We start from the raw sequence: 26,373 nt of genomic DNA, 5'->3' as shown, positions 1-26,373 counted from the left end.
TTGGCCTACACCCCACCGGGGAACCCCAGCTGCCGCCACGCCTCAAATACTGCGACGGCCGCCGAATTAGACAGGTTCATTGACCGCCGGCTGGGCAGCATGGGAATCCGCACCTGGTCAGTGACCTTTGGGTGGTGGCTGTGTGCCTCGGACAGCCCGGTGGGTTCGGTGCCAAACAGGAGCGCGTCGCCGTCCCGGTAGGCCACATCCTGGTAGTAAGTAGTGGCCTTGGTGGTGAACGCGAAGATGCGCGCTCCGTCCAGCGCGGCAAAGCAGGCCTCTATATCTGGGTGGATCTGCACGTCCGCGAGGTCGTGGTAGTCCAGGCCCGCGCGCTTGAGGTGCTTGTCGTCGAAGTTGAAGCCGAGGGGCTCGACCAAGTGCAGGACGGCACCAGTATTGGCGCACAGTCGGATCGCGTTGCCGGTGTTGCCGGGGATGACTGGGTTATCAAAGATGACGTGAAGTGCGCACACACCGACAGTCTAGGATGGGGTGCGTGACTGCGATCAAATTGGACGGAAAACTCTACCGCGAGGAGATTTTCGCGGACCTTGAGGCTCGCGTTGCTCGTCTCAAGGAGGAACACGGCGTGACCCCGGGCCTGGCCACCGTGCTGGTGGGGGAGGACCCGGCGAGCCAGAACTACGTGCGTATGAAGCACCGCGACTGCGAGGAACTCGGCATCGCCTCCATTATGAAGGAGCTGCCAGGCGACACTACGCAGGAGCAGCTCGAGCAGGTGATCACGGAGCTGAACGAGGACGATGCCGTCACCGGCTACATCGTCCAGCTCCCGCTGCCCAAGCACCTGGACGAGAATCGCATCCTCGGGCTCATTGATCCGGCCAAGGACGCCGACGGCCTGCACCCGGTAAACCTGGGCAAGCTCGTCCTCAACGAGCCCGCCCCGCTGCCGTGTACCCCGAACGGCTCGATCAAGCTGCTCGAGCGCTTCGGCGTCGACCTGGACGGCGCGATCGTCTGCGTCATCGGGCGCGGGGTGACCGTCGGCCGGCCGATCTCGCTGATGCTCACCTCCCGCGACGTCAACGCCACCGCCGTCCTGTGCCACACCGGCACGAAGGACCTCGCCGCAGAAACGCGCCGCGCCGACGTTATCATCGCCGCCGCAGGCAAGCCGCACATGATTACGGCCGACATGATTAAGGAGGGGGCAGCGCTTCTCGACGTCGGCGTGTCCCGCGTCGACGGCAAGACCGTCGGCGACCTGCACCCGGATGTGTGGGACAAGGCCGGCTGGGTCTCCCCGAACCCGGGCGGCGTCGGCCCGATGACGCGCACCTTCCTGGTGCGCAACATCGTGGAAAGCGCTGAGCGCGCCGCCGGCATCGCGTCCGACGCGTAAAGGCTGGGGCATTCGTGCTCTCACTCGATAACCCCCACGACATCGGCAACCCTCCCTCGCGCCTCCCAGAGTGGGCGCAGTGGGCGATGGTTGCCCTCTTTGTCGTGGGGTTTGTCGCCTCCGCACTGTTCGCGGCCACGGAGCACTGGCGCCGCGCGACGTTTGTGCTGGGGGCGTCGATGATGTGGCTCGCGGTGATGCGCTACGCCTGCGACTCGCGCATCGTCGGCTTGCTCGCCGTGCGCTCGCGCCGGGCGGACGCCGTCTTCTGTGTGTGCTGCGGGCTGGCCATGGTGCTACTCGCGGGTACCGTCGACTCGCTGGGGTCATAATTTGTGGCGGCCACCGGCGGACCGTGTTCACACAAACTTCATACGGGATTTTCCCGGAAGTAACATTGAATGCCTACCGTCTACCGGGTGTTTGTAAAGAAACGGTCACTTCCCGCGCTTGCGCTTTGCGTTGCCGCAGCGCTCGCGCCCTTTCCGCACGCGGGTGCCGCGGCGGTTGCGGACCCCGACTACCAGGTAAAACTCCGCCTGAGTGATACCGCCGTCGGTGCGGACGGCGCACCGTCCGCGCAATTCCGCTCCTTCTTCGACGTCCGTGAATCCTCTGGGGCGGAGCAGTCGGTGTACTTCGACACCGCCGACAGACTCCTGGCCAACCACGGGTGGACGGCGCGCCTGCGATACAAGGACGGCGCGCAGGGATACGACGTGACGTATAAATATCGCCTGCCGCTCGAGGGGAACGCGGTGTCCCCGGAAAGCGTCAGCGCCGGGCTGGAGGAGGCCCGCAAGCAGAACTTTGACGCGTCGGACACCAACTACGCCGCGCAGGTGAACGCGAGCTACGCGACGTCGACGCTGGACTTCAGCACCAAGAAGAGCGCGGCGTGCGTGACTGCGCAGTGTGAGATTCCGTCTGCCGATAAGGCCGTGGCAATTGTGAAGGACCTGGAACCCGGGAAGTTTGCAAAGGCGACCGGCACCACGCTGGCGGCGTCGGACCTCAAGATGACGCAGACCGTCGAGCAGCGCACGTGGCGCGTTGAGATCGGCGGCGTGAAGACGGACCTGGAGATCGCCACATTCGGCGGCCAGGTGTGGGCCGAGATCTCCGAGGAGGAGACCTCCCGCAAGGACGCGGTGCGCAAACGCGACACACTAGTTGCGGAGCTGGACCGGGCAGGCCTGCTCGTGCACGAGGACGCATTTAAGACCGGCAACGTGATTGAAAGCGGGTGGCAGCAGTGACGACGGCGCAGGTCGAATTGGACAGCGTGCGGCGGGAGTTTCCTGACGGGACGGGGTTGCACGCGACGTCGATAAGCATTGCGAAGGGCGAGTTCGTCTCCATCCTCGGGCCCTCTGGCTGCGGAAAGTCCACGATGCTGCGCTGCATCGCGGGGCTGGAGACGCCGGATGCCGGCACGATCACGTTTGCCGGGCGCGAGGTGTTCGGGCCGAAGACGAACACCCCGGTGAACAAGCGCAACCTGTCGATGGTGTTCCAGGACCTGGCGCTGTGGCCGCACATGACCGTGGCGAAGAACGTGGAGTTCCCGCTGACTACTGGGGCCGGGAAGGTGGACGCGAAGGAGCGCGAGCGCCGCGTGTCGGAGGCCATGGACATGGTCAATATTGCCTCGAAGGCGGACCAGCGGCCGAACGAGCTCTCTGGCGGGCAGCAGCAGCGCGTGGCGATCGCGCGTGCGCTGGTGTCGCAACCCGACCTGCTGCTCATGGACGAGCCGCTGTCCGCGCTGGACGCGGCGCTGCGCACTCAGATCCGTAGCGAGCTCACCCGGCTGGCGTACGACCTGGACCTCACCGTCATCTACGTCACGCACGACCAGTCGGAGGCGCTGGCCATGTCAGATCGCGTCGCCGTGATGAACGAGGGCGAGGTCCGCCAGTTCGCCGCGCCGGTGGAACTCTACGACCACCCGGCGGACTCGTTCGTCGCCGGGTTCGTTGGCGTGACCAACACGCACGACACGCTGCCAGACAACCGCCCCGAAAACGTGCAGGTCACGGTGCTGGACGATGGAAAGCGCCCGGAATTGCTTCCGGAGAACTCCGTCATTGGCAAGGTCGTCGAACGGCAGTACACCGGCGGGCGGTACGAAATCCGCTGCCAGGTGGACGGCGCCCCCGAGCCGTGGCTCGCCTACACCCGCGCGCCGATCGGGCGCGGGGACACCGTCCTGCTGACGGTGACCACACCATAACCACCCGTCATCACGTCCTCCTCCTGGGCCGACCGGCCTGCGAGCACTGAACAGAAAAATAGGAGACAACAATGAAGAAGATTGCTGCCGCCATCGTCGGCCTGACCGCAGCGCTCACCATGACCGCCTGCGGCTCCGTCGAGTCTGCGGACGACGCGGAATCCACCGGCTCCGAAGGCGCCTCCGAGAGCCAGGCCGTATCCGCCGAGAAGTGGGAGGCCCCGGAAGGCCTCTCCGGTGAGCTGGACTACTACTCCGCGAACCCGCAGGGGCTTACCGACGCCCTCGTCGAAGCCTTCGAGGAACGCACCGATGTGAAGGTCAACGTCTTCGCCGACACCACCGGCAAGATCACCGCCAAGCTCAAGGCGGAGGAAGCGAACCCGCAGGCCGACGTGGTCTACCTGGCGTCCTGGAAGGCGGCCGCGAAGCAGGCAGAGGCCGGCGCGCTCGAGGCGTACAAGCCCGCCAACATTGAGAACTCCAACCCGAAGTGGAACGCGCAGGACGACACCTTCCACGGCCGCGACGGCTCCGCGCTGACCCTGGTGGCCAACACCGACGTCATCGACGAGGCCCCGACCGACTGGGAGGACCTGGCCGACCCGAAGTACAAGGACATGGTCATCATGCCTGACCCGCGTGAGTCCGGCACCGCCGCCGATCTGCTCGCCGCCATGGTTGCGGAGTGGGGCGAGGACAAGACCTGGGAGCTCTTTGACAAGCTGTTTGATAACGGCATGATCGTCGAGGGTGCGAACGGACCTGCGCTGGACAAGGTCACCTCCGGCTCCAAGGGCATCGTGCTCGGCGGCGTGGACTACTCCGCGTACTCCAAGAAGGACAAGGGCGAGGCCCTGGAGATCAGCCTGCCGCTCTCCGGCACCACGGTCTCCCCGCGCCCGGTGATGATCATGAAGACCTCCGACAACAAGGAGGCAGCACAGGCCTTCGTCGACTTCATGTTCTCCGAGGAAGCGCAGCAGATCTCCGCGTCCAAGTACATGATCCCGGCGAACCCGGAGGTCGAGCCGAAGGAAAGCCCGAAGCTGGACGACATCACGCAGATCTCGGACGACTGGGAGGCCATCTCCGCTGAGTCCAAGAACGTTCGCGAACAGTTCGCCGAGCGTTACCTGTAACACCCACCCGCGGCGCGACTGGCGCCGCCTGCGCGAGGAGCGAGGAAGTACGTGACGACCTTGAACACGGGAACGCCGCTGGCCGAGCCGGGAACGCTGTCGGCCGAGCCAGGAAGCAACAACGCGCGGGCGGGGCGGCGTCCGGGGCGTAACACCAGGCAGGGCAACGCCCCCGGCATCTACGTGGTGCTGCTCCTCCTCCTCGTCCTCGTCGCCGCCCCGCTGCTCTCCGTGCTGGTCACCGCGGTGACTGGCTACCGCGATGAGCCGTCCGCGCTCGGCGAGCTGGCCGAGCCCGGCATGCTTAAGGTCCTGGGCAACACGATTGTGCTCTCGCTCATCGTCGTCCTCTTCGCCACGCTCTTCGCCGCCCCACTCGCCCTGTTCCGCGCCTGGACCCCCATGCGCAAGGCGGGCTGGGTGGAAGTGCTCATCATGGTGCCGTTCATGACCCCGCCGTTCGCCGCGGCGATGGCGTGGATGGACTTCACCCGCGTGCGCGGCGTGGCCGACATGCTGCTCGGCGAGACGCTCGGCGGGTTCGCCCACGACGCCATCTACTCCGTCTGGGGCATGGGCTTCATCATGGCGGCGGAGCTCTTCCCGTTCCTCTACCTCATCCTGCGCAACTGCTTCGAGGGTATCCCCGCCTCGCAGCTGGAGATGGCGCAGGTGGCGGGCGCGTCCCGCTGGCAGCAGTTCACCCGCATCATCGCGCCGATGGTGGTCGGCCCGTACTCGTTGGGCGCGCTCATCGTCTTTATTAAGGCTGCCGGCGAGTTCGGCACGCCGGTGACGCTGGGCAACGCAATCGGATACAAGGTGCTCGTGTCCTCGATCTACGAGGACGTGACCATCGACCCGCTGAGCTTCAGCAGCGCGGCCGCGACCTCGTCCGTGCTGTTCGCCCTCGGCGTCACGGCGTGGGCCATCCAGCAGTGGGCGAGCCGGAAAGACCTGACCGGAGGGGGAAGGGCGTCGCGGCCGGTGCGGTTGCGGGCGTCGAAAAGCGCAATGTCCCTCGCGTGGGTCTACAGCGTAGTGGTGTTTGCCCTGTCCGTGTTCATCCCGTACATCTCCATCGTCCTGGCGGCGATGACCATCCTGCGGTCCAAGGCGCCGACGCCGAACAACCTCACCTTCGACTACTTCGCCATCGTGCTGTCCATGCCGTCTGCGCAGGAGGCGCTCACCCGCTCGATTCTGCTCGGCGCGATCGGCGCGACGACCGCGGTGCTGGTCGCCCTCGCGATCACGCTGCTGACCATGCGGCGCTCCACTATCGTGGCAAAGCTCACCGACTTCCTCGCCGTCGCCCCCGACACCGTGCCCGGCATCGTCCTGGCCATCGGCTTTATCCTCCTGTGGAACTCCCCCAACCTGCCGTGGACACCCTACGGCACCCAGATCATCCTGGTCATGGCGTTTACCGTACTGTTTACGCCGATGGCGGTGCAGAACGTGAAGACGTCCGCGGCATCCATGTCGCCGACGATGTTGGAGGCCGCCGCGATCTGCGGCGCCACCCCGGCGCAAACCTTCACCCGCGTCACCGTGCCGCTGCTGGCGCCAGGCCTGTTCGCCGGCTGGCTGCTCGCCTTTTTCGTGGGCATCCGCGAGCTGGTCATGTCCTCACTGATTCGACCGAGCAACATCAACCTGCTCGCGCCGTGGATCATGAACCAGTACGACCAGGGCCACCGCGCCGAAGCGATGGCGATGACGCTCATCGGCGTCGGCACCTCGACACTCGTGCTCGTGCTCGTGCGCTGGTGGCAGTCCCGCCACGCGCGTTAACCTGGTCCAATGACCGCTCCGATCCTCGTCCTGGCAGACATCCACCTTGGCCGCCCGCAATCCGGCGCGAAGAAAACTGGTCCCGGCATCGAGTGGGCGCTCGAAGCGCTGCAGCGCGGGGCGCAGGCAGGGGCTGCGCACTTTGTGATGCTCGGCGACGTCATCGACCGCTCCCGCTTCACCAGCGCCACCTTCGGCGAGGTCACGCGCTTCTTCGCCCGCGCCCTCGAGCTGTTCGACACCACCGTCTTCATCGCCGGCAACCACGACGTCCACCACGACCTCTCCGCAGTGATCCCGCCAGGTGTCGCTGTGGCGGGCACGCGGCCGCAGACGATCCGCGCGGGCGGGTGGGCGCTGCACACCGCCGCCGTTGAGGTGGACCGCGACCCGCGCCGATTGGTGCCGTCGTTTCCTTCGCGTATCAGCGGCGCGCCCAACCTCGGCCTCCTCCACACCTCCGTCACCGGCGAATACTCCAACAACGCCTGCCTGCCGTGCGACGTCGCGGAGCTCGAGGCGTGCGACTACGACGCCTGGGCGCTCGGACATGTGCACCAGCGGATCGCGCTGGACGCGTCCGTGCCCGTCGGCTGGGTGGGTATGGGGCGCGGGCTCATCGCCTCGCTTGACGACGCCCACGTGACCCTCCGTGACCTCTGAGCCCGGACCTAGATGTCGTAGTCGCCGCGGGCGGCCGCGATGTCGTGCGCGGACGGCGCCTCGCGGGTCAGCGCGATGAAGTTGCGCAGGACGCGGTCCATCTGGCGCGCCTCGACGAGGAACGCGTCGTGGCCGACGGGCGAGGACAGCTTCGACATCGCGAGCAGGTTGCCCAGGTTGCGGGAGAGGTGTTCCTGCTGGTGGTAGGGGTAGAGAATGTCGGTATCCACGCCCACGATCATGGTGGGCACGGTTGATGAGGCCAGCGCCTTGTTGAGACCGCCGCGCCCGCGGCCCACGTCGTGGCGGTTGAGGGCCTCGGTGAGGGTGACGTAGGACGCGGCGTCGAAACGCTCGGTGAGCTTGCGCCCCTGGTGCTCCAGGTACGACTGGACGGCGAAGCGCTCGCCGTCCTCGCGGTAGGCGCCGAGCGGGTTTTCGCCGGGCTGGGCGGAGGTGCCGAAGCGTTCGTCGATCTCCAGCTCGCCCCGGTAGGTGAGGTGGGCCAGACGCCGGGCGGCGGCCAGGCCCGCGTCGGGCGCGCTGCCGGTGCCGTGGTAGTTGCCGCCCTGCCAGTTCGGGTCTTGCGTGATCGAGGTGATCTGCGCCGTTTGGATCCCGATCTGCCACGCGCTCGCGCGCGCGGAGACGGCGATGACCAGCGCGTAGTCCACCTGCTCCGGGTAAAGCAGCGTCCACTCCAGCGCGCGGGCTCCGCCCATCGATCCGCCCAGGATCGCGTGCACGCGCGAGATGCCCAGGGCTTCGAGGAAGCGGTGCTCGGCCAGCACCATGTCGCGGATGGAGACGGCGGGGAAGCGGGAGCCCCACACTCCGGTGCCGCCCGGGTAGGGGGACGCCGGACCCGTCGACCCGTAACAGGAGCCGACGGCGTTGGTGCAGATCACGCACCACTCGTTGGTGTCCAGCGCCTTGCCGGGGCCGATCGCTTCGCACCACCAGTCGGAGGCGTCCGGGTCTCCGGTCAGCGCGTGCTCGACAAGCAGGATGTTGTTGGTGCCGTGGGGGTCACCGGCCGGCTCGCCCCATCGTCGGTAAGCAATTTGCGCCTCGTCGATCTGGGCGCCTGCCTCGGTGCGGAGGGTGCTGATGTCGACGGTGGCGAGCTGGCCCTCGGGGGCGAGTGTGAGCATGGGGTCCGCCTAGATCGCCGCGAATCCGCGCTTGAGGTCGTCGATGATGTCGTTGATGTCCTCGATACCTACGGACAGGCGGACCGTGGCCTGACTAATACCCGCGCGCTTGAGCCCCTCCGCATTGGACTGCGAGTGGGTGGTGGAGGCCGGGTGGACCACCAGGGAGCGGACGTCGCCGATGTTGGCCAGGTTGGAGTGCAGCTTCAGGGCGTCGATAAATGCCCAGGCCTTGGTGCGATCGTCCGGATCGCCCGCGACCTCAAACGAGAGCACGGAGCCGGTGTGGGCAAGGCCGAGCTTGTCCTTGACCGCCTTGTACGGCGAATCCGGCAGGCCGGCGTAATTCACCTTGGCCACCTTGTCGTGGTTGGCCAGGAACTCGGCGACCGCAGCAGCGTTCTCGTTGTGCTTGTCCACGCGCAACTGGAGGGTGTCCAGGCCCTGCAGCGCAACCCAGGCGTTGAACGGGGAAATCGCGGCGCCCGTGTCGCGCAGCAGACCAGCGCGGGCCTTGAGTGCGAACGCGGGCGCGCCTAGGTCTGCGTACTTCAGGCCGTGGTAAGCCGGGTCCGGGGTGGTGAAGTAGGGGAAGACGTCCTTGCCGTCGCGTTGGACGGTCCAGTCGAAGGAGCCGCCGTCGATGATCGCGCCGCCGATGGCCGCGCCGTTGCCCGTGTAGAACTTGGTGGTGGAGACCACGACCACGTCCGCGCCGTGCTCCAGCGGGCGCACCAGGGCGGCGGTGGCCATGGTGTTGTCCACGATCAGCGGGACCTGGTTGGCGTGGGCGACCTCGGCGACGGCCGGGATGTCCAGCACGTCCGCGATCGGGTTGCCGAAGGTTTCCGCGTAAAGCGCCTTCGTGTTCGGCTGGATAGCGGATTGCCAGCTCTCCGGGTCGTCCGGGTTGTCCACGAAGGTGAAGTCGATGCCCAGGCGCGGCAGCGTGACCTGGAAAAGCGTCTCGGTGCCGCCGTAGAGGCGCGGGGAGGTAACGATGTGGTCGCCGGCCGAGGCGAGGTTGAGGATCGCGGCGGTCTCCGCGGCCATGCCGGAGGCGAAGGTGACAGCGGCGACGCCGCCCTCCAGGGAAGCGAGGCGGTCCTCCAGCGCCTGCTGCGTTGGGTTAGTCAGGCGGGTGTAAATCGGGCCCGCGTCCGAGAGGTTGAAGCGGTTCTCCGCGTGCTGCGCGTCGTCGAAGACGTAGCTGGTGGTCATGTAAATCGGCTGGTTGCGCGCGCCGGTATCGGAGTCGACGGGCTGGCCTGCGTGGATGGAGCGGGTGGCGAAGGCCCACTCGTTGGCGTTGGAGTTGTCGTAGTTGCTCATGGCTTTCGAACGTAACGTGCGGTCGGCCCGTTGTGTACCAAGCTGTCTATTTTGCGTGTTAAATGGCTGAATAAAATTGAGGCAGTTTGCCCAGCTCGTGGAAGTGTGATGTGCGTTGCGGTGAGCGAGTATGTGATCTGGTTTACATTAGGTAGTGTGCCGGACACCGCTTAAGAATTCGATGCTGTAAGGAGACACCACGTGCCAACCCAACCCGCAGACCACGTCCGTGAAGACATCCGACTGCTCGGGAGGGTGCTTGGCCGGGTGATCGCCGAACAGGAAGGGCAGGAAGTCTTCGACCTGGTTGAATCCACCCGCCGCACCGCCTTCGACATCGCGCACGGCGACGCCACCCCGGATGACCTGCTCACCGTGTTCCGCGGGCTGGACACCGCGAAGATGAACCTTGTCGCCCGCGCGTTTAGCCACTTCGCGCTGCTGACCAACCTTGTCGAGGACCTGGACGACGAGAAGGTCCCCGCCCCGGTATCGCTGCGCAACACGTTCGCGCACCTGCACGACCGCGAGGTTGGCGCAGATCGGGTCGCCGAACTGGTCGCCGGCGCGCAGGTCTCGCCGGTGCTCACCGCGCACCCCACCGAGACGCGCCGCCGCACCGTTTTTGACACCCAGACACGCATCAAACGCCTGCTCAGCGAGCTTCACGCCGGCGCCGATCCCGAGGCGATCGAGCGCGAGATGGAGCTGCGCATGACCCTGCTGTGGCAGACCGCCCTCATCCGCATCGCGCGCCCGCGCCTCGAAGACGAGATCGACGTCGGTCTGCGCTACTACAAACTCTCGCTGCTCGAGCAGATCCCGGTCCTTCGCCCCGGATCCTGGATCGGTGGCGACCACGACGGCAACCCGTACGTCAACGCCGAAACGCTGAACTACGCCACTCGCCAGGCCGCCGACACAGCGCTGGCGCGCTACCTGGACGAGCTGGCCGACCTGGAGCGCGAACTTTCGCTGTCGGACCGCTATTCCACCTGCTCGGCAGAGCTTTCCCAGCTCGCGGACGCCGCCGACAACACCGCCGAGTCCCGCGTGGACGAACCCTACCGCCGCGCCGTGTACGGGATCCGGCACCGCGTTGCGGCGACGCGCGCGGCGTTGGCGGGGGAGGAGGTGGGCGTCGATAAGCATGTGCCCTACGCTGACCCGGCTGAGCTGCTCGCCGACCTGGACTGCATCGACGACTCGCTGCGCGCGCACGGCGGCGCGATTATCGCCGACGACCGGCTCGCGCGCCTGCGCTCGGCCGTGCTCACCTTCGGCTTCCACCTGTACGCGCTAGATCTGCGGCAGAATTCCGAGTCCTTCGAAGCGGTCGTGGCGGAGGTGCTCGCGACAGCCGGTGTCTGCGAAAACTACGCGGAGCTCGTGGAGGAGGACCGAGTGGAGGTGCTCGTTCAGGAGCTGCGCACCCCGCGGCCATTGCTGCGCGCCGAGGCGCAGCTTTGCGACGCCACGCGCAAGGAAATGGGCATCCTCACCGCAGCAGCACGCGCCGTCCGCGACCTGGGCCACGGCGCGGTCACGCAATGCATCATCGCTATGACCGGGGCCGTCTCCGACATCCTCGAACCCATGGTGCTGCTCAAAGAGGTCGGGCTCGACGCGGTCAACGTCGTGCCGCTGTTTGAAACGATCGACGACCTCGCGCACGGCGCGCGCATCCTCGAAGACCTCTGGTCGCTGCCTTTCTACCGCGACTACCTGCGCGAACGCGGCGACGTGCAGGAGGTCATGCTCGGCTACTCCGACTCCAACAAGGACGGCGGCTACCTGCAGGCCAACTGGGCGCTTTACGACGCCGAACTCGCCCTCGTCGAACTCTGCAACCGCCACGGCATCCGCCTCCGGCTCGCGCACGGCCGCGGCGGGGCAGTCGGACGCGGCGGCGGGCCCACCTACGACGCCATCCTCGCCCAACCCAAGGGCGCGGTTGACGGCTCGATCCGCATCACCGAGCAGGGCGAAATCATCTCGGCCAAGTACGGCTCGCCCGAGACCGCGCGCCGCCACCTGGAGGCCTTTGTGGCCGGGGCGTTCGAGGCGTCGCTGCTGGACACCGAGCCGATTGCCAATCCCACGCGTGCCTACGACATCATGCGCACGCTTGCCGCCTACTCCGGCGAAAAGTACAACGAACTCATCGGCGACCCCGGCTTCATCGACTACTTCACCCAATCCACCCCGCTCCACGAGATCGGCGAGCTCAACCTCGGTTCCCGGCCCGCTTCCCGCAAGCAGACCACCGCGATCTCCGATCTTCGCGCCATCCCCTGGGTCCTGTCCTGGGCGCAATCGCGCACCAACGTGCCCGGTTGGTTCGGCGTCGGCACCGCCGTCGAGCGCTGGGCAGGCGAAAGCGAAGAGCGCTGGGACGAGCTTGGCGAGCTCTACCGCGACTGGCCGTTCTTCCGCTCCGTGCTGGCAAACATGGCGCAGGTGATGGCGAAAGCGGAGATGTCGCTGGCCCGCCTCTACGCCGACCTGGTCGAAGACGCTGATGTCGCCGAGCGGATTTTCGGGCTCATCTCCGACGAATTCGAGCGCACTCGCCAGGTGTACTTCCGCATCACCGGCCACGCTGACCTCGTCGCCGAGAACCAGCGCCAGGCTCGTTCCCTGAAACGCCGCTACCCCTACCTGCTGCCGCTCAACGCCGTCCAGCTCGAGCTGCTGCGCCGCTACCGCGCTGGCGACGAAACCTTCCTGGTCTCCAAGACCATCCAGGTCACCATGAACGGGCTCGCCACAGCGCTGCGCAACGCGGGGTAGATTTCTGCGGAGTGAGGGAACCTGGACCTGGTTTTCATCGTCAAACTAGGTATGGGGATTGACAGAGAAAACCAGGTCGAACTGCAGCGGTGGGAAGCACGGAAGGGGGAGCTGCGGCGGGGGATCGTCGATAAGCGCGCGCTGTCGCGGGAGGCACTCGTGTATCTCGCTGAGCACTATTTGGCGCTGAGCTCAGTGATCTACTACCCGCGTAGCGCGTGGGAGGAGTTGCGATACCATGAGCGGCAATGGCTGCGCGTCGAAGCCGCTGGCAGGACAAGTAACAGCGCGATCCTAGTTGGACGTTCGGCTGCGCGGATGCACGGTATGTGGGTCATTAGCACGTCAGCGGAACACATTGAGCTCGCCTTGCCATCCGGGGGTGTCTCTACCAACAGAGATCGTAGTCAGGGCCTGGTGTTTCGTCGATCGAAACTGCTCCCGATGGACATTGGCGACGTTGACGGGCACCGACTGACAACTGGTTTCCGCACTTTCGCTGACATCGCCCGCTACCACGGATTCGTCGAGGGACTCGTGACGGCCGACTACCTACTCCGGAGAGGGTTCGATCTGGAGATGCTGCATACACATGCTGCCTTGCTCGGAAGAGCCAAGGGAATCGGTACGGTAAGAAAATGTTTGGACCACGCGGTAGCCAACTCCGATTCACCGTACGAATCCCTCGCGCGTGGGCTGCTCATCCAAGCAGGAATTGGTCCGGTGACAACGCAGTATGAGGTGGCTGGGCGGTATGCCGATCTGTGCATCGATGGCTGGCTGCTCATCGAGATCGATGGTGAGGTGAAATACCAAGGCCCAGACGCAGAACAGGTGAGGCAGAAGGAATTTCGCCGGCAAAAGCGGATAGCGAACCAGGGGTATGTGTTCCTGCGGTACTCGCCGGGCTTCCTGCGCAGAAATCCGGAGACGTTTGTGCAAGAAGTGCGCGACACTCTGGTGGGGCAGCAGAAAGCGGTGCGGCGGAGGCTACGTTGATGCGGCTGACACGAAAGCTAAAACGTAGCGGGAGAAGCGTAGCCCCTAAAACGTAGCTTTTCGAGTAAACGGAAAAACTTTGGCCAACTCAAACATGATTTACTCGAAAGGCTACGTTCTAGAGGCTACGCATTAGGGGCTACGCTTCTGAGGCTACGTAGTGCGACATCGACAGGCCAGGTCAAGAGCCGTAAACCAAAGCCCCGGCCGCCACGAAAACGCAGCAACCGGGGCCGGAATGGCCGAGCGCCTACTTCTTCAGCGCGTCGATGACCTTGTTGAAGGTCGCGGACGGACGCATGACTGCGGTGGTCTTTGCCTCGTCCGGCCAGTAGTAGCCACCCAGGTCAGCGGCGGAACCCTGTGCGGCGAGCAGCTCGGAGTCGATCTGCTCGGCGTTGGCGCGCAGCTCCTCGGCAACCGGGGCGAAGGCAGAGGCCAGCTCGGCGTCGTCGGTCTGGGCGGCGAGTGCCTCGGCCCAGAACAGGGACAGCCAGAAGTGGGAGCCGCGGTCGTCGATCTCGTTCACCTTGCGGGAGGGGGACTTGCCTTCGTCGAGAAGCTGCTCGGTGGCCTTGTCCAGCGCAGCGGCGAGGACGCCGGCGCGCTCGTTGCCGTTGGTGTTCTTCTCGTGGCGGAAGGACTCGGCCAGTGCGAGGTACTCGCCAAGCGAGTCCCAGCGCAGGTGGTTTTCTTCCTGGACCTGCTGGACGTGCTTCGGGGCGGAGCCGCCGGCACCGGTCTCGAACAGGCCGCCGCCTGCCATCAGCGGGACCACGGAGAGCATCTTCGCGGAGGTGCCCAGCTCGAGGATGGGGAAGAGGTCCGTGTTGTAGTCACGCAGCACGTTGCCGGTGACGGAGATGGTGTCCTCGCCGCGACGGATGCGCTCGATGGAGGTCTTGGTGGCCTCGACCGGGGACTGAATGGAGATGTCCAGGCCCTCGGTGTCGTGGTCGGCCAGGTACTTGTTCACCAGCTCAATGAGGTTGCGGTCGTGTGCGCGCTCCTCGTCGAGCCAGAAGATGGTCTTCATGCCGGAGAGGCGTGCGCGGTTGACGGCCAGCTTAACCCAGTCCTGGATCGGGGCGTCCTTGGTCTGGGTGGCGCGCCAGATGTCGCCCGCCTGGACGTCGTGCTCGATGAGCACGTCGCCTGCGGAGTTGACCACCTGTACGGTGCCGTCTGCCGGGATCTTGAAGGTCTTGTCGTGGGAGCCGTACTCCTCGGCCTTCTGTGCCATGAGGCCGACGTTCGGGACGGTACCCATGGTGGTCGGGTCGTAGGCGCCGTTGGCGCGGCAGTCGTCGATCACGGCCTGGTACACACCGGCGTAGGAGGAGTCCGGGATCACGGCCAGGGTGTCCTGCTCCTGGTCGTCGGCGTTCCACATGTGGCCGGAGGTGCGGATCATGGCCGGCATGGAGGCGTCGATGATCACGTCCGACGGCACGTGCAGGTTGGTGATGCCCTTGTGGGAGTTCACCATGGCCAGCGACGGGCCGTCGACAAGCTGCTGCTCGAAGGCCTTGCGGATCTCCTCGCCGTTCTCCAGCTCGGACAGGCCGTCGAGGATGGCGCCGAGGCCGTTCTCGCCGTTGAGGCCAGCCTCGAGCAGCTCGGCGCCGTACTTGTCAAAGACGGGCTTGAAGTATGCGCGCACGACGTGGCCGAAGATGATCGGGTCGGAGACCTTCATCATGGTGGCCTTCAGGTGCGCGGAGAAGAGCACGCCCTCCTCCTTGGCCTTCTTCACGGCGTCCAGTAGGAATGCGTCGAGGGCGGCGGCGGACATGTAGGTCGCGTCGATGACTTCGCCGGCCTGGACCTTCAGGCCCTCCTTGAGCACGGTGCCGTCGGCCATCTTGATGGTGAGGGTGTCCTCGGCCGGGATAATGACGGACTTCTCGTTGTGGCGGAAGTCGCCGGCATCCATGGTGGCAACGTTGGTCTTGGAGTCCTTCGACCACTCGCCCATGGAGTGCGGGTGCTTCTTGGTGTAGTTCTTCACGGCCTCCGGCGCGCGGCGATCCGAGTTGCCTTCGCGCAGCACCGGGTTCACGGCGGAGCCCTTGACGGCGTCGTACTTCTCCTGCGCCTCCTCGTACTCCGGCAGGTCAAAGCCGGCGGCCTGCAGCTCGGCGATGGCCTTCTTCAGCTGCACCAGAGATGCGGAGATGTTCGGCAACTTAATAATGTTCGCCTCGGGCGTCTTGGCGAGCTGGCCGAGCTGCGCCAATGCGTCGTCAAGCTTCTGCTCATCGGTGAGGCGCTCCGGGAACTGCGAGATAATGCGGCCGGCGAGCGAGATGTCGGCGGTATCCACATCGATCCCTGCCTGGGAAGCGAACGCCTCCACGATCGGCTTGAGCGAGTAGGTCGCCAGCAGGGGCGCCTCGTCGGTGCGGGTCCAGATGATCTTAGCCATTGTGCTCCTCATATTTCTGGTTGGCAGTGTTCAACCTCTCAGCGTACAGCGTTTACATACCGCTTGTCCTGTAAAAGGTAGTCTCGGGGGCATGAGTCTCACTATCGCTTCTGTGAATGTCAACGGGATTCGGGCCGCGACGAAGGTCCGCAACGAGGACAACCTGGGCATGCTTGAGTGGCTGCAGCGCACCAGCGCCGACGTGGTACTGATGCAGGAAGTCCGCGCGACGGAGGAGCAGGCGCACGCGGCGCTTGCCCCCGCCCTCGATGAGGGTTGGCAGCTGGTAGTTGCGCCCGCTGAGGCGAAGGGGAGGGCCGGGGTTGGCATTTTGTCGAAGCACTCGCTTATCGACGTCCACACGGGCATCCCCGGATTCGAAACCGCCGGCAGGTTCCTGGCGGGGACTCTGCCGTGCGGGACGCGCGTGGCCTCCCTCTACCTGCCGTCGGGCGCGGCGGAGACCGCAAAGCAAGATGAGAAGTACGAGTTCCTCGACCAGTTCGAGCCCCTGCTTGCCGAGTGGGCCGCGCAGTACCCGCAGATGGTGATCGGCGGCGACTGGAACATCTGCCACCGCCGCGAGGACCTGAAAAACTGGAAGACGAATCGCAAAAAGTCTGGCTTCCTGCCACCGGAGCGCGCGTTTATGGACTCGGTGTTCGGCGCATTCCCCGACGATGAGGCGCAGGATATAGAGGACAAGGCGAACGCGGGCTGGGCCGGCGCGGTCGACTACGGCCCCGAGGGTGCGGCGCCTCGCATGGCCGCGGCGGAGCCGGCGTGGTTCGACGTGGCCCGTCGCCTGTCGCCGGAGGCTGCGCCGTACACGTGGTGGACCTACCGCGGACAGGCGTTTAACAACGACGCAGGGTGGCGCATCGACTACCAGGCGGCGACCGCCGACATGCTCGCGCGGGCGCGGCGCAGCTGGGTGGAGAAGGCGGGCGCGGTGGAGCTGCGCTGGTCGGACCACTCGCCGCTGCTGGTGGAGTACGCCGACGGGGGTGGCGCATGATCGCTTCCTATGTTGCCAACTTCAGTACCGCGAACCTGGTCTCCATCCTCTACGTCATCGGCATCGTGGCCGAGGCGATGACGGCGGCGGTGGCGGCGGGCCGGATGCGCATGGACCTGTTCGGCGTGATCACGCTCGGCGCGCTGACCGCGCTGGGCGGCGGCACGGTGCGCGACGTGCTGCTCGGCACGTACCCGCTGACGTGGGTGGAGCAGCCGCTGTACCTGGTCACCGTGATCGTCGCGGCTGCGGTGACGGTGCGGGTGAGCTGGTTGCTCGTGCGGCTGCGGCGCAGCTTCCTCGTCGCCGATGCGATCGGCCTGGCGGCGTTCGCCGTGCTGGGTATCCAAACTGCTGTGGAGAACGGGCACGGCTTCATCATCGCGTGCGTTGCGGCGGTGACCACGGGCGTGTCGGGCGGTGTGCTTCGCGACGTCCTCTCCGACCGCGTCCCACTCGTCTTCCACAAGGAGATGTACGCCTCCGCCGCCGTCATCGGTGTTGTGGTGTGGTGGGCCCTGTCCTGGCTGGGCGTCCACGAGTGGGCGGTCATCCTAGTAACGCTCGTCGCGGTGCTCGGGGTGCGCCTGTTCTCGCTCAAGCGGGGCTGGAGCCTGCCGGTCTACGAGTACGACGAGGAGGCCGCCGCGGCGTACGACCCGCGATACGCCCTGACCACCTTCATGTATCACCGCGCTCGCCACATTCCGGGCGCGCGCACTGCGTACCGGGGCTTGAAGAAGATGAAGCTGCCGCCCAGGAGCGAGCGGAAGCGCTCCGACGGCGAGTGATCCTGACATCGCGCACCCCCGCCCCCAGATTCGGGGACGCGGGGGATTTTTGGGGCAACAACTGAACACTGTTCAGCGGATGCGGTAGCCTTTTGTCAGTCATTACATTGAGAACGGAGTTTAACCAATGTCACACGCACCTATTCTTGATATTGCACGCGAAAAGGCCCTGGAGAAGGGCGAGGGCCTGAACCAGGAGGAGATCCTGCAGGTCCTCCAGGTTCCTGACGAGGACCTCCAGGAGCTGCTGGAGATCGCGCACGAGACCCGCATTAAGCACTGCGGCGTTGACGTGTCGCTGGAAGGCATCATCTCCCTGAAAACCGGCGGCTGCCCGGAGGACTGCCACTTCTGCTCCCAGTCCGGCCTGTTCGAGTCCCCGGTCCGCGCCGTGACCCTGGACATCAACGAGCTCGTCGAGGCTGCCAAGCAGTCCGAGAAGATGGGTGCGGGCGAGTTCTGCATCGTCGCCGCAGTGAAGGGCCCGACCCAGCAGCTGCTCGACCAGGTTGCCGCCGCGGTCAAGGCCATCCAGGACGAGGTGGACATCTCCATCTCCGCATCCCTGGGCATCCTCACCCAGGACCAGGCGCGCCAGCTCAAGGAGATGGGCGTGTCGCGCTACAACCACAACTTTGAGACCGCGAAGTCTTACTTCCCCAACGTGGTGACCACCCACACCTGGGAGGAGCGCAAAAACACGCTCGAGTACGTGCTGGCCGAGGGCATGGAAACCTGCTGCGGCGGCATCATCGGCCTGGGCGAGTCCCTGGAGCAGCGCGCTGAGTTCGCGACCCAGCTCGCTGAAATCCAGCCGCACGAGGTCCCGATGAACTTCCTCGACCCGCGCCCGGGCACCCCGTTCGAGGACCGTCCGCTGGTTCCGCAGGGCGAGGCGTTGCGTGCTGTTGCCGCGTTCCGTCTGGCCATGCCGACCGCACAGCTGCGTTTCGCTGGCGGCACCGAGCTCGCGCTTGGCGATGACGGTACGGAGGCCGGCCTCCTCGGCGGCGCCAACGCGATTATCGGTGGCAACTACCTGACCACCCTGGGGCGCCCGATCGAGCAGGACCGCGAGGCTGTTGACCGCGTCCTCGACCTGGGGATTACCCCGGTCGGCCAGAAGATGAAGTCCGGCCACGGCGCGGTCTACGACACCATCAAGGCCCTCTAATGCGCGTGCCCGACAGCACTGAGCTCGCCGACGCTGTCCTGTCCGGCGAGATTCAGCTGCCCGTGAACCCGAACCGCCCCTATGACGCGCCGCGCATCTGCCCGGTGTGCGAGCGTCGCATGGTGGTGAAAATCAGCCCGTTTGGGTGGGAGGCCTGCTGCTCCCGCCACGGGCTGCTGCGCTCGGAGTGGTTGGAGCGGTAGGGGGCGCGAGTGGTTGCTAGGGCACGAAGCGCTTCGTGCTACGAAACGCCACCGCGCTGACGGCGAGTGTGACTAGGCATGCGGCGTATATGCCACTGGCAGCGGCGGTGTCCCAATCGCGTACAGGGAACTCTATTGCCCAGTACAGCGCCACCGCCATGAGGAACGTGGAAAATGCGGTGATGAGGCCGCGTCCGGCACCGTAGGAGGCGTAGACCAAACCGAGCGCAACCCCCACGATGGCAGCCACGAAGAAGAACGCAATGTGGAGCAGCATCGTCAGGGTCATAGACGTGGTGTCTTGTCCGACGTTCGCCATGATGTAGGCATCACCGTTAGTGTCCACCCAGGGCACGTCTGCGCCGTTGGTGAAGAGGAACAGGTCATAGGCCTGGTAGTACGGGCTCTTGAACTGGTTGTAGATCGAGGATGCCGCGGTGGACACTCCAAGTACCACCGCAGCAATGACAGCTGTGATTGTTGCCGAGTTCATCCACGCGGAAAAACTCGCGCCGAGCTGGTTTAACGCGCTCCACCGCGTGCTAGCGAGGATAAATAGGGCGGTCAGGGCGAAGCCTCCGAAGATGGTCCAGAGGGAACCATCTCCCCCGTAGAAACGGCCCAGAGGGACCAGGATCAGTAATACGGCCAACGCCACCAGGTAGGACAGCGGCTTGAAGGGGCTGAGGAAGAGTTTCATCGTGCGGGCCTTTCTGTCGCAAGGAGGTCGATGAGTTCGGCATCGTCCGGGTATTCGATGGGCAGGTGGACATTGTTCTCACTGATGGGTTCGGTGAAAGTGGCGCGTGTCGTCGGCCCGAGGCTCGCTGACTCCGCAACAGGGAAGCGGGCGATAAGTTCTTTGATCTCGGCGGTGGGGCCGGTGACCGTCGGAAAACGCAGGCGGGCGTCGTCGAGTGGGACAGGGCGCGAGACCTCGTGATCGAATGTCTGCATGACATGGGTGGCCAAACCGGCGAAGTCCTCGGCGCGATGCGACGCCATCACCACGCTGCGCTGCGGGTTCTCCGCGATGTAGTCAATCAGCCGCTGGCGGACCTGTTTACGGGTGGTGGTGTCGATGCCGTCAAACGGCTCGTCGAGGAGTAGCAGGTCCTTGCCGATGGCTAGGGCCACCTCGATGGTGAGGAGGCGGCGCTGCCCAACGGAGAGGTCCCTGATACGGGTGTTGGGGAAGTCGAGCTCTGCATGTGGGTGGATGGCCGCGACCGCGCGCAGGTGGTCGTCTACGGTCGTGCCCGCAAACTTCGCGTCCGCACCAGCCGGGACAAACGCGGCGTGCGGGCCCATGAGTGTGTGTAGGAAATGGGTTTTGCCGGCGGCGTTTGGGCCGACCAGCGCGTAGAAGCCGGGGTTCATTGGGGGCGCTCCTTTTTAATCATTGCGGCCAGCTCCTCGGTGGTGATGCCGAGCTGGTTGGCCTCATGGACAAGCGGTTGGACAAAGTTGCGGGCAAATGCCTCGCGACGCGTACCTAATACCTGGTCACGCGCACTCTCTAGAACAAACATGCCGAGCCCGCGACGCTTTTCCAGCAGGCCCTCGTCGAATAGTTCGGTGAGCGCCTTGGCGGAGGTTGTTGGGTTGACGGAGTGATAGGCGGACAACTCGTTGGTGGACGGCACCCGGTCGCCGGGGGCGAGGGTGCCAGCGCCGATGAGGTCACGTAACTCATCGGCAATCTGTTGGTAGATGGGTTTACCACTCATGTGGGTAACCATAGAACCAGCAAGGCTGGCGTGTCAACCCCCAAATTTTCCAACGCGCCGGTAGGGCCGGTTAGGTCGCGAAAGCTGCTTGTCAGCGCTGATTTCTAGCAGTGCTGCATCCCTGTACTACTGGTCGGGTCGAGCAAGTGGTAGGCGAAATCTGAAATACCTACCGCAACTACCGCCACACCTGGGGGGCATGGAAGGAGCCGGTGGCGAGGGTGTCGCCGGTATGGGTGAGGCGGTCGACGTGACGCGAGAGATCGTGGGCGACGGTGGTGGCGTCGTAATTGCTGCGTGCGGCCCATTGACCTGCGACATCAGGGGCGCATTCGGGGGAGAACTGCACCGAAACGATGGGGTCGAGCCACATTGCCTGGATAGGGCAGTGAGCACTCGAACCGAGTAGTTGCGCGCCGGGCGGGAGTGACACTACTGCGTCGTGGTGGGATTCGACGACAACCGGCTCGAGGATGAGGGGGCGAGGAGAAGGTCTGTGCGACCGGCTTCGGTCAGCGACAGCCGTACGGTGCCCTTTTTTGTTCTGGCTGGCCAGGCCAACGGAGACGTCGCCGCCGAAGCAGTCGGCGATGATCTGGTGGCCGAGGCGCTGGAGCGGGCGGATCGGGTCGAGCTGGAGGACAGTGATACGCACGTTGAGGAATCAAACGAGACGATGTGACGCATTTCATCAGTGACGCGGATCTGCCGTTGCCCTCGCGTTCTCTTGAGGGCCAGCTTCTCGAATGAAGTCTAGCCGCGGTGCGGATGTTCTCCCTTGGCATCCTGAACTGTCTCAGGGCGGTTACTTACAGTCATCGCTGCTCTTTTCGTGGGCTTCATCGTAGCGATAAAGAACCCCGGTTCCCTCGATTACGTATCGGGTTAATATGTGGTGTATGAAACGCGTCCTTTCCGGAATCCAGCCCACCGCCGACTCCTATCACCTGGGGAACTACCTCGGTGCGCTGAAGCAGTGGATTGACCTGCAGGACGACTACGAGGCGTTCTACTTCATCCCTGACCTGCATGCGATCACGGTGGAGCAGGACCCGGAGGAGCTGCGCCAGCGCACGATCGCCGGCTGCGCGCAGCTGATCGCGCTGGGCATCGACCCGGAGAAGTCGACGCTGTTCGTGCAGTCGCACGTGCCGGAGCACGCGGAGCTGACCTGGGTGCTGCAGTGTCTGACCGGCTTTGGCGAGGCCAGCCGCATGACCCAGTTCAAGGACAAGAGCCAGAAGCAGGGGCAGGACCGCACCTCGGTCGGTCTGTTTACCTACCCGGTGCTCATGGCCGCGGACATCCTGCTGTACTCCCCGCAGCTCGTGCCGGTGGGTGAGGACCAGCGCCAGCACCTTGAGCTGACCCGCAACTTGGCGGAGCGCTTCAACGCCAAGCGCGGCGAGACGTTCGTGGTGCCGGAGGGTTTCATTCCGGAGGGCGCGGCGAAGATCTATGACCTGCAGGATCCGACCTCCAAGATGAGCAAGTCGGGCCAGAACCCGAAGGGCCTGATTAACCTGCTGGACGCGCCGAAGACGTCGGCAAAGCGCATCCGCTCGGCCGTGACCGACGCGGACGGCGTGATCGCCTACGACAAGGAGAACAAGCCGGGCGTGTCCAACCTGCTGGTCATCCAGTCGGCGCTGACGGGCAAGTCCATCGATGACCTGGTCGCCGGCTACGAGGGCCAGGGGTACGGCGCGCTCAAGGTGGACACGGCGGATGCGCTCGAGGCGTTCACCACCCCGCTGCGTGCCCGCTACGACGAGCTCATGTCGGACCAGGCGGAGCTCGAGGCCATCCTCGCGCGCGGTGCGGAGCGCGCCCGCGAGGTCGCCGCGCCGCTGCTCGCCGATGTCTACGAGAAGACCGGTTTTCTCAAGCGCGCCTAGCACCACACGGGGCATCAAGTATCGACGCCCCAACGCTTCCTCTACGATTGTGGTGCTGACAACAGTCCACTGAGTGAGGAAGGATTGCCGCATGGCAACATCGACGTCGCCGTCCAAGGCGTACACCGACGAGCACGGCATTGAGCGTGCCACGAAGCAGCAGCAGGACGGCGCCATGGACGAGGTGCAGAAGAAGGCGCCCGCCGTTGGCCACCTGTTGCGCATGAACGACCGCTTCGGCGCCCAGGGCGGCAACCACTACGCCGCGGGCATCACATACTTTTCCGTGCTCTCGCTCTTCCCGCTTTTGATGCTGGTTTTCGCCGGCCTCGGTTTCTTCCTCAACGCCCGCCCGGACCTCATGCAGGACATCCAGAACCAGGTCAGCGAGAGCCTGGAGGGCGACATGGGCAGCATGGTCAATGACCTCATCCAGTCCGCGATTGATCAGCGCGGCGCGGTCGCCGGCATCGGCCTGCTCACCACCCTGTGGTCCGGGCTGGGCTGGATGAATAACCTGCGCGTCGGTGTGTCCGCGATGTGGAACCTGGACGCCAACGAGGGCGGTGGCTTCGTGTCCAAGAAGTTGTGGGACCTCGTTGGCCTGATCGGCCTCATCGTGCTGTTCGTCGTCGCGTTCGCCGTCACCGCGCTCGGTGTGTCGGGCTGGACGGACCAACTGCTCGAGTACATCGGCCTGGACCAGGTCCCGGGCGCGCGCGTGCTGGTGTGGGTCGTCGGGCTGCTCGTGGGCATCCTGGCGAACTTCCTCGTCATGCTGTGGGTCGTGATGTTCCTGCCGCGCACGAAGGTGCCGGTGAAGTCCGGCATGCAGGGCGCGCTGCTCGGCGCGATCGTCTTCGAGGTGATCAAGCAGTTCGCCGGCCTCATCATCGGCTCGATGACCGGCAACCCGGCGGGCGCCATCTTCGGCCCGCTGATCTCCCTGATGGTTGTGCTCTATCTGATCTGGCGCGTCGTCCTGTACATGTCCGCGTGGACCGCGACAACCCAGGAGAGCCTGAAGCGTGCGCCCGCGGAGGTGCCGGAGCCCGCCGTGATCAACGTCCGCTCCGGCGCCGCCCGCCAGAATTCCAACACCGGCAAGGCGCTCGGTGTCGGCGCGGCTATTGGCGCCGTCGGTGTCGGGGTGGTGTCCCTCTTGACTCGAGGCTAAGCGCCAGCGCCACCAGCGCCAGCACGGCCACGCCGGCGACGATCCCGATGGACTTCCACGGGGTGGTCGCCGGCGCTTTTTGCGCATCAGTGCTTGTCGACGCCCCCTCGTCCGGACCCGGAGCGAGGGGAGTGGTGGAGGGCGAGGTGGAGGGAGCGGTGTCGTCGTCAAGCGATGCGACGCCCTGGCCCGCGGCGACGGGGTAGGCGGCGGCGAGGAGCTCCTGGGCCTGGCCCCACGCGCGGTGCTCGCCGACGGTGGTGTCCAGGAGCACCGCGACGAGGCGGCGGCCGTCATGGTGCACGCCGCCGACGAAGGTGTGGTTGGCGTCGTCGGTGTAGCCGGTCTTGCCGCCGATGCCTTCGGGGTCGTTGAGGTAGAGCTGGTTGTCGTTCCAGAGCTGGAAGCCGGGCAGGTCGTCGAAGCCGGGGAACTCGTAGGAATCCGTGTCCACGATGCCGGCAAAGGTCTGGTTCTGGAACGCGGCGCGGTAGGCCAGCGACAGGTCCCAGGCGGAGGTAGACATGCCGGGGGCGTCGAGGCCGGAGTAGGACGCGACGTAGGTATCGCGCATGCCGAGGTCCTGGGCGAGCGCGTTGACCTTGCGCAGCGCCGCGTCGTCGCCGCCGATCGCCTGGGCGAGGGCGTGGGCGGTATCGTTGCCCGACGCCATGAGCAGGCCGTGCAGGAGGTCGTTGACGGTGTAGGTGCCGCCCGCCCCAATGCCGGCGCGCGAGCCCTCCTGGTTCGCAGACGCTTCCGAGACCGGGACCTGTTGGTCCAGCGGGAGCTCGTTGATCACCACGAGCGCGAGCAGGACCTTGATAATCGAGGCCGGCCGGTACCGCCCGTGCGGGTCCTTCATCGCGAGGACCTCGCCGGAGTCGGCGTCGAACACGGCCCAGGCGGAGGCGTACACGTCGCTCGGCACCGCATAACCGGGCGGGACGATCACGCCGCAGGGGCCGTCGTAGACCTGCGGCGGCGGCGTCGGCGTGGGCTGGCCCGGCGCGAGCCGCTCGGAGGTGGACATTGCTTCCGACGGCCGCTGCGCGTTCGGGCAGCTGTCGGTGTCCGGGGCGCGGTCGCGCACCGGTGGGACCCAGTTGCCAAACTCGTCAAAGTGGCCGGGGCCTGGGGTGAGCGCAGTCGTGGACGTCTCCTGCGCGACCGCCAGGTTCGGGGCGGCAGGCACCGCGATGGCTATCGACGCCACCGCCACGGCAGCGACACTTCTCCGTTGCACAAACACATCGCATGATCGTACGCGCTGCCTGCCACGGGCCCGCGGACGGACGCGCGGGCGGCGCTACTCGTCGTTCTGGGCGTAGCGGGCGGCGAGGCGCTCGATGAGCTCGTCGGTGAGCTTGTCGTCAGCGAGGATCGTATCGAGCATGTCGTTGTGCATTGCAATTGTGTCGGCGTCGGCGGGGCGGCGGTCCTCGGGGGCTGGGTCGTCGTCGTACGAGTCGCCGGCGAGGTCCACGCCCAGGCCGTCGAGGAGGCTCTCGGGTTCGGCGGGCTCAGTGGCGTCGCGAGGCGATTGCTCGGCCTTGTCCAGCATCGTCGGGTCGATGGCGGAGAACTCGTGGGTGAACTCCTGCAGGAAATCGTCCGCCTCCGTCTGTGCGGTGGCGCGGCGCTTCCCCTTGCGCACCTCGCTTTCGATGCGGCGCTGCAGCGCCTTCTCCATCTGGCGGTGGCGCCACGAGCGCACGCGGGTCGGCTCCAGCTCGCGGGCGACGGCGCGCGAGCGGTGCTCCGCCTTCTTGGCCAGGTGCGCCACCTGTACCGCGGTCTCATTCACCGGTGCGTACTCCGGGTTGGTGGACACGCGCCAGTTCCCCCAGTAGCCGGCGAGGAACAGCGCGAAGCTGACGATCGGCCCCAGCACCATGCCCACGGCGAGGAACCCGGTCGCGTTGCCCAGCAGCATGATCAGCGCGCAGGCGACCGCCGGGATGACCGTCGGCTGGTTGTCGCCGAAAATGGACGGCTCGCGCCCGGTGACCACGTCGCGGATCATGCCGCCGCCCGTCGCCGTGAACACACCCATCATGATCGTGGGCAGGATGGGCAGGCCGTACGTGATCGCCTTTCCCGCGCCCGTGGCGGCCCACAGCGCCGAGACGAACGCGTCGCCGTGGCTTTGTAAGAGCTCCCAGGCCTTGCCCTTGAAGTAGGTGAAGCGGGCGATGAGCGCGCCCGTGAACGCCAAGATGAGGTACTCGGGTTGGTTCATGGCGGCGACGGTGCCCTGGTTGATCAGGACGTCGCGAAGCATGCCCCCGCCGAGGGCGGACAGCATGGCGATGAAGAAGAAACCGATGATGTCGTAGCCGCGGTGGCGGGCAAGCGTGCCACCGATGATGCCCATGAGCAGCACACCGGAGACGTCGAACCAACGGTAGATAGTGGTGATAAGGGGATCGACCTGATCGGGGGTCATGGCGTGGGATGCCTGAAGCT

Annotated in this window: 25 protein-coding genes; 15 read left to right on the top strand and 10 right to left on the bottom strand. The window is 65.7% G+C overall.

Annotated features, from left to right (window positions below; genetic code table 11):
- Positions 1-5: 5 nt before the first annotated feature.
- Positions 6-476: a tRNA (cytidine(34)-2'-O)-methyltransferase gene (locus tag FPP74_RS00360; RefSeq protein WP_144716770.1), complete on the bottom strand. Its 471-nt coding sequence runs from the start codon at positions 474-476 to the stop codon at positions 6-8.
- 23 nt (positions 477-499) lie between these two features.
- Here FPP74_RS00360 and FPP74_RS00355 point away from each other — a divergent pair, with 23 nt between their 5' ends.
- From FPP74_RS00355 to FPP74_RS00325, 7 genes are all read left to right on the top strand, one after another.
- On the top strand, positions 500-1,369 hold the full coding sequence (locus FPP74_RS00355) for a bifunctional methylenetetrahydrofolate dehydrogenase/methenyltetrahydrofolate cyclohydrolase (protein ID WP_186439346.1): 870 nt from the start codon (positions 500-502) through the stop codon (positions 1,367-1,369).
- A gap of 14 nt (positions 1,370-1,383) precedes the next feature.
- A complete protein-coding gene (locus FPP74_RS00350; protein ID WP_095555307.1) occupies positions 1,384-1,701 on the top strand; it encodes a DUF3017 domain-containing protein in 318 nt (105 codons plus the stop codon).
- A 69-nt stretch (positions 1,702-1,770) separates the two neighbouring features.
- On the top strand, positions 1,771-2,628 hold the full coding sequence (locus FPP74_RS00345; protein WP_144716769.1) for a hypothetical protein: 858 nt from the start codon (positions 1,771-1,773) through the stop codon (positions 2,626-2,628).
- Complete coding sequence (locus FPP74_RS00340) at positions 2,616-3,605, top strand: ABC transporter ATP-binding protein (protein WP_255456019.1); 990 nt, start codon at positions 2,616-2,618, stop codon at positions 3,603-3,605. Before FPP74_RS00345 ends, FPP74_RS00340 begins: the two co-directional genes overlap by 13 nt.
- A gap of 71 nt (positions 3,606-3,676) precedes the next feature.
- Positions 3,677-4,747: an ABC transporter substrate-binding protein gene (locus tag FPP74_RS00335; RefSeq protein ID WP_144716768.1), complete on the top strand. Its 1,071-nt coding sequence runs from the start codon at positions 3,677-3,679 to the stop codon at positions 4,745-4,747.
- Positions 4,748-4,798: 51 nt separating this feature from the next.
- Positions 4,799-6,544, top strand: coding sequence for an iron ABC transporter permease (locus FPP74_RS00330; RefSeq protein WP_255456018.1), 1,746 nt, complete (start codon positions 4,799-4,801; stop codon positions 6,542-6,544).
- 9 nt (positions 6,545-6,553) lie between these two features.
- A complete protein-coding gene (locus tag FPP74_RS00325) occupies positions 6,554-7,207 on the top strand; it encodes a metallophosphoesterase (protein WP_144716767.1) in 654 nt (217 codons plus the stop codon).
- Positions 7,208-7,215: 8 nt separating this feature from the next.
- On the opposite strand, the gene FPP74_RS00320 is transcribed toward FPP74_RS00325, so the two are convergent.
- Entirely contained in the window at positions 7,216-8,361 is a 1,146-nt protein-coding gene (locus FPP74_RS00320) for a homoserine O-acetyltransferase (protein WP_144716766.1), read from the bottom strand.
- A gap of 9 nt (positions 8,362-8,370) precedes the next feature.
- Positions 8,371-9,693: an O-acetylhomoserine/O-acetylserine sulfhydrylase gene (locus FPP74_RS00315; protein WP_144716765.1), complete on the bottom strand. Its 1,323-nt coding sequence runs from the start codon at positions 9,691-9,693 to the stop codon at positions 8,371-8,373.
- A 201-nt stretch (positions 9,694-9,894) separates the two neighbouring features.
- Between FPP74_RS00315 and ppc the strand changes: the two genes are divergently transcribed.
- A complete protein-coding gene (ppc, locus tag FPP74_RS00310) occupies positions 9,895-12,486 on the top strand; it encodes a phosphoenolpyruvate carboxylase (RefSeq protein ID WP_144716764.1) in 2,592 nt (863 codons plus the stop codon).
- Positions 12,487-12,537: 51 nt separating this feature from the next.
- Positions 12,538-13,485, top strand: a complete 948-nt coding sequence (locus FPP74_RS00305; RefSeq protein WP_144716763.1) for a hypothetical protein — start codon at positions 12,538-12,540, stop codon at positions 13,483-13,485.
- A gap of 250 nt (positions 13,486-13,735) precedes the next feature.
- Here FPP74_RS00305 and FPP74_RS00300 read toward each other — a convergent pair whose 3' ends face one another.
- Entirely contained in the window at positions 13,736-15,913 is a 2,178-nt protein-coding gene (locus FPP74_RS00300; protein WP_144716762.1) for an NADP-dependent isocitrate dehydrogenase, read from the bottom strand.
- A gap of 91 nt (positions 15,914-16,004) precedes the next feature.
- On the opposite strand from FPP74_RS00300, the gene FPP74_RS00295 reads away from it, so the two are divergent.
- The 4 genes from FPP74_RS00295 (at position 16,005) to FPP74_RS00280 (ending at position 19,099) form a co-directional block, all read left to right on the top strand.
- Positions 16,005-16,931: an exodeoxyribonuclease III gene (locus FPP74_RS00295; RefSeq protein WP_144716761.1), complete on the top strand. Its 927-nt coding sequence runs from the start codon at positions 16,005-16,007 to the stop codon at positions 16,929-16,931.
- Positions 16,928-17,722: a trimeric intracellular cation channel family protein gene (locus tag FPP74_RS00290; protein ID WP_144716760.1), complete on the top strand. Its 795-nt coding sequence runs from the start codon at positions 16,928-16,930 to the stop codon at positions 17,720-17,722. The genes FPP74_RS00295 and FPP74_RS00290 overlap by 4 nt, the downstream gene beginning before the upstream one ends.
- 127 nt (positions 17,723-17,849) lie before the next feature.
- Positions 17,850-18,896 (top strand): biotin synthase BioB, encoded by a 1,047-nt coding sequence (gene bioB / locus FPP74_RS00285; protein WP_095553414.1) that lies wholly within the window; start codon positions 17,850-17,852, stop codon positions 18,894-18,896.
- The gene (locus FPP74_RS00280) at positions 18,896-19,099 is read left to right on the top strand and encodes a hypothetical protein (RefSeq protein WP_095555317.1); all 204 of its coding nucleotides are present in this window, start codon (positions 18,896-18,898) and stop codon (positions 19,097-19,099) included. The genes bioB and FPP74_RS00280 overlap by 1 nt, the downstream gene beginning before the upstream one ends.
- Positions 19,100-19,115: 16 nt before the next feature.
- Here the strand turns inward: FPP74_RS00280 and FPP74_RS00275 are convergent, their stop codons facing one another.
- From FPP74_RS00275 to FPP74_RS00260, 4 genes are all read right to left on the bottom strand, one after another.
- On the bottom strand, positions 19,116-19,799 hold the full coding sequence (locus FPP74_RS00275) for a hypothetical protein (RefSeq protein ID WP_144716759.1): 684 nt from the start codon (positions 19,797-19,799) through the stop codon (positions 19,116-19,118).
- Entirely contained in the window at positions 19,796-20,479 is a 684-nt protein-coding gene (locus tag FPP74_RS00270) for a hypothetical protein (protein WP_144716758.1), read from the bottom strand. Before FPP74_RS00270 ends, FPP74_RS00275 begins: the two co-directional genes overlap by 4 nt.
- Positions 20,476-20,829, bottom strand: a complete 354-nt coding sequence (locus FPP74_RS00265; protein WP_095536466.1) for a GntR family transcriptional regulator — start codon at positions 20,827-20,829, stop codon at positions 20,476-20,478. The genes FPP74_RS00270 and FPP74_RS00265 overlap by 4 nt, the downstream gene beginning before the upstream one ends.
- 178 nt (positions 20,830-21,007) lie before the next feature.
- Positions 21,008-21,484, bottom strand: a complete 477-nt coding sequence (locus tag FPP74_RS00260; protein ID WP_144716757.1) for a hypothetical protein — start codon at positions 21,482-21,484, stop codon at positions 21,008-21,010.
- Between the two features lie 235 nt (positions 21,485-21,719).
- On the opposite strand from FPP74_RS00260, the gene trpS reads away from it, so the two are divergent.
- Together trpS and FPP74_RS00250 are read left to right on the top strand one after the other, a co-directional pair.
- Positions 21,720-22,727: a tryptophan--tRNA ligase gene (trpS, locus tag FPP74_RS00255; protein ID WP_095547581.1), complete on the top strand. Its 1,008-nt coding sequence runs from the start codon at positions 21,720-21,722 to the stop codon at positions 22,725-22,727.
- 91 nt (positions 22,728-22,818) lie between these two features.
- The gene (locus tag FPP74_RS00250) at positions 22,819-23,904 is read left to right on the top strand and encodes a YhjD/YihY/BrkB family envelope integrity protein (RefSeq protein ID WP_095547580.1); all 1,086 of its coding nucleotides are present in this window, start codon (positions 22,819-22,821) and stop codon (positions 23,902-23,904) included.
- On the opposite strand, the gene FPP74_RS00245 is transcribed toward FPP74_RS00250, so the two are convergent.
- Together FPP74_RS00245 and FPP74_RS00240 are read right to left on the bottom strand one after the other, a co-directional pair.
- Positions 23,855-25,150: a D-alanyl-D-alanine carboxypeptidase family protein gene (locus FPP74_RS00245; RefSeq protein ID WP_255456017.1), complete on the bottom strand. Its 1,296-nt coding sequence runs from the start codon at positions 25,148-25,150 to the stop codon at positions 23,855-23,857. The genes FPP74_RS00250 and FPP74_RS00245 overlap by 50 nt on opposite strands.
- A gap of 63 nt (positions 25,151-25,213) precedes the next feature.
- Positions 25,214-26,353 (bottom strand): trimeric intracellular cation channel family protein, encoded by a 1,140-nt coding sequence (locus FPP74_RS00240; RefSeq protein ID WP_095277673.1) that lies wholly within the window; start codon positions 26,351-26,353, stop codon positions 25,214-25,216.
- Positions 26,354-26,373 lie beyond the last annotated feature (20 nt).

It is taken from the genome of Corynebacterium sp. NML180780 (genome assembly GCF_007786415.1).
Classification (GTDB): domain Bacteria; phylum Actinomycetota; class Actinomycetes; order Mycobacteriales; family Mycobacteriaceae; genus Corynebacterium; species Corynebacterium gottingense.
The sequence above is the reverse complement of the archived record's forward strand: the minus strand, read 5'-3'. Positions and strand labels throughout refer to the sequence as shown.